Source organism: Peptoniphilus sp. (assembly GCF_034090345.1).
Classification (GTDB): Bacteria; Bacillota; Clostridia; order Tissierellales; family Peptoniphilaceae; genus Peptoniphilus.
Genome location: NZ_JAXDSS010000132.1, coordinates 1 through 3,572, shown reverse-complemented (window position 1 = coordinate 3,572; position 3,572 = coordinate 1). Strand labels below are relative to the sequence as shown.

At 31.0% G+C, this 3,572-nt stretch carries 4 protein-coding genes and 1 pseudogene; all 5 read right to left on the bottom strand.

The features are described 5' to 3' along the window. A pseudogene (locus SOR77_RS09800) lies at nt 1–158 on the bottom strand (ABC transporter permease); the annotation flags it as partial. Further along, nucleotides 155–982, bottom strand: coding sequence for an ABC transporter permease (locus SOR77_RS09795; protein ID WP_320636918.1), 828 nt, complete (start codon nt 980–982; stop codon nt 155–157). The pseudogene SOR77_RS09800 and the gene SOR77_RS09795, both read right to left, overlap by 4 nt. After that, on the bottom strand, nt 979–2,010 hold the full coding sequence (locus SOR77_RS09790) for an ABC transporter ATP-binding protein (RefSeq protein ID WP_320636917.1): 1,032 nt from the start codon (nt 2,008–2,010) through the stop codon (nt 979–981). Before SOR77_RS09790 ends, SOR77_RS09795 begins: the two co-directional genes overlap by 4 nt. 9 nt (nt 2,011–2,019) lie before the next feature. Beyond that, nucleotides 2,020–2,550 carry an XRE family transcriptional regulator gene (locus SOR77_RS09785; protein WP_320636916.1) on the bottom strand — a complete coding sequence of 177 codons (531 nt, stop codon included), beginning with the start codon at nt 2,548–2,550 and terminating at the stop codon, nt 2,020–2,022. 191 nt (nt 2,551–2,741) lie between these two features. After that, nucleotides 2,742–3,419, bottom strand: coding sequence for a DNA alkylation repair protein (locus SOR77_RS09780; RefSeq protein WP_320636915.1), 678 nt, complete (start codon nt 3,417–3,419; stop codon nt 2,742–2,744). Nucleotides 3,420–3,572 lie beyond the last annotated feature (153 nt).

Here is a 3,572-nt window from a genome sequence, read left to right as displayed (position 1 = left end):
GGGTCGGTAAATAAATTTTTATACCATTTCAAAGTAAACCCTGCCCACTTACCTTTTAACTTGGAATCATTAAAAGAAAATACCATCAATGTAACTATTGGTGCATATAAAAATATAAAAATTAGAACGAGATAAAATTTATCTATTATTTTTCTCAAAATATATTACCTCCTTCATGATTTTTATCAAATATTTTATTAACTCCCATAATTATTAGAAGTATAAATATCAATATCATTGAAACCGCTGAACCGAATCCCCAGTTTCCTGTAAATGAAAACTGTTGGTCAATCAAGTTCCCTATTAGATAAATATTGTGTCCGCCAAGTAAGTTTGAAATTACAAATGTTGAAATAGCCGGTATAAATACCATTGTAATTCCCGTATAAACTCCCGGCAAAGATAAAGGTAATATTACCTTTGTGAAAACTTTAAACCTATTTGCCCCTAAGTCACTTGCTGCATCTAAAAGATTTTTATCTATTTTTAGAAGTATAGTATATATAGGAAGTACCATGAACGGTAAGAAATTATAAATCATACCTATCATAACAGCATTCATATTGTACATTAAATCAAACGGACCCAAACCTATTAATGCAAATGCTTTATTTAAAAGTCCATTATTTCCCAAAATAGTAAGCCACGCATAAGTTCTCAACAAAAAGTTCATCCACATTGGAATTATGAATAAAAGTATTACATTCTGTCTTATACTCGGTTTTAAATTAGCTATTATATAAGCTACCGGATAGCCTATCAATAGACAAACTACTGTAGATAAAAGAGCAACTCCTACTGATATTCCCAAAATTTTTAAATACAACGGCTCAAAAAAACTTTTATAATTTGCCAATGAAAATTCAAAATTTTCAAATCCCATTGAAGAACTGCCGTTGAAAGAATACATAAATATAAGAATTATTGGAAAAACTATAAATATTGCAGCCCAGAGTGCATAAACATACGAATATTTTTTCATTTCTCACCCATTACATGTATCAAATCAGGGTCTACACTTATTCCAACATTTGACCCTATCTCTCTACTATCTGTAGATTGAACCAACATTATATAATCCCCAACTTGAACTTCTATATCATAGTGCACACCTTTGAATACTTCTGAAATAACTGTACCATAAATCATACCAGTTTCCGCAAGGTCTATATCTTCAGGTCGAACCACAACTTCAACTTCTTGATTTTTAGAAAATCCAGTGTCAACACAATCAAATACATGTCCTAAGAATTCAACCTTGTAATCTTCTTTCATAACAGCAGAAATAATATTACTTTCTCCGATAAAATCTGCAACAAAAGCGTTCTTTGGCTCATTATATATATCTATAGGAGTTCCGTATTGCTCAATACGTCCTTCATTCATTACCACTATCTTATCTGACATAGAAAGAGCTTCTTCTTGGTCATGAGTTACATATATAAAAGTGATTGCAACTTCTTGCTGAATTTTTTTAAGTTCAACTTGCATTTCTTGTCTTAACTTCAAGTCCAATGCTCCCAAAGGCTCATCTAATAGTATTACCTCCGGCTCGTTTACCAATGCTCTTGCAATCGCGATTCTCTGTTGTTGCCCACCACTAAGAGAAGTTATTTTTCTCTTAGAAAAATTAGCTAAGTTCACAATTTTTAAAGTCTTTTCCACTTTTTGTTTTATTTCGCTCTCTGGCAACTTTTTAATTCTAAGACCAAAAGCTACATTATCGAAAACATTTAAATGTGGGAATAATGCATAATTTTGAAATACTGTGTTTATATTTCTTTGATATGGTTCAAGATTGGTTATATCTTTTCCCTCAAATATAACTTGTCCTGATTCAGGAGTTTCAAATCCTCCAATAATTCTAAGAGTGGTTGTCTTTCCACATCCGCTTGGGCCAAGCAATGTCAAAAACTCTCCCTTTACAACTTGCAAATTAAAATCTTTTAAAATTTGCACATCACCATAACTCTTATTTATATTTTTTAAATTAATTACATATTCGCTCATGAATCCTCCTTAAAAATGTGGCGGAGAGCTCACCATCAATACCTTCGCTAAAGCTTCTCCATTTTCAATATAAAATTCACTATCTGCCTTGAAATAAAAAGTATCTCCTATCTTTAGTTTGTACTTTTTATCACCAAATATTAATTTTACTTTACCTTTCTCCACATATCCAAATACCTCTCCTTCAAATGGAGGATTCTTTTTGGATACTGCACCTTTTTCTAACTCTATAACAACCGGCTCCATCAAATTTTTCTGTGCATTTGGTACAACCCAGTTAATAACATAATCTTCCTTCTCACTCACAAATTGATCATCAGCCGTAAATACAATTTTCTCTTCCTTATCCGATGAAAAGAATTCAATCGGCGTCGTTCCCAGTGCTTCAAGGATATCAATTAATGTGGCTACTGAGGGAGAAGTTAAGTTTCTCTCAAGTTGAGAAATAAATCCCTTTGTAAGTTCAGACCTGTCTGCAAGTTCTTCTTGAGTCAGCTCTTGTTGAACTCTTAAATTTTTTATCTTACTTCCTATATCCATGTACACCACCACTAAACTTTTTACTTATTTTATTAAATTCATACAATCTTGATTATAATTAATACTGATTTTAAAGTCAATGCAATTTAAAAAATTAATTACAGAGTTTTATAAATTAAACTTTTTAAATAAATTCTGTTCATATTCTATACCGTTTAATTTATTACCTAAGAAATTTCAATCCATATTTATTATTTAATTTTTAATAGTCTTAAATATTCTTTCTGCTCTTTTGTTATCCTTAAACTCTCACAAGCTTTTTGTATAGTTTTGTTATACACCCAACTATCCAATTTTTTATTTTCAACATATACGATTGTCTCATTCCATTTTTTTACCAATGCAGTTGCAAAAAACCAAGCTATCATCATATTCACATAGTACTCTTTAGAATGAATTCTACTTGGAATTTCTAAATACTCCACTTCAAAATCTTCATCTAAATAATGTGTCATCAACATACCTATTCCAAATCTACAAGTGTATGTATCATCTGAAGCTGACCAAGATTTTATTTTTTCTATTAATTTCTTTTTATTTTTCTTAAAATTTTTTGGAGACAAAATATCACACACAGCCCAATTGTCTATATATTTTAAAAACTTATCTATTAATTCAATACACATTTCATAATCTTGCAGCTCTGATAATATTAGACTGTGTAGCATATTCTCATCATAGTACTTATGTGGTAAATCATCTAAAAAATCTAAATATGTATTTTTCTTTACCAATTCTTTAGCAAATTTACGAAGCTCCGGAACTCTAACCCCTATAAAAAGTTCTCGTTCTATTGTCGGCACCAATTTACTTTGAAACTCAGCATACTTTAAATCTTGCAATTTAAATAATTCATTCACTATATTCATAGCTTTCTCCTTTTTGTCATCATTCAAAAAGACAGTAAGATTTTTCTCACTGTCTTTTGTTTCAATTCAATTTTACCAGCTTCCACTGGAGCCTCCGCCGCCTGAAGAGCCTCCGCCACCTCTGAATCCTCCGAATCCACCAGATGAGCTTCC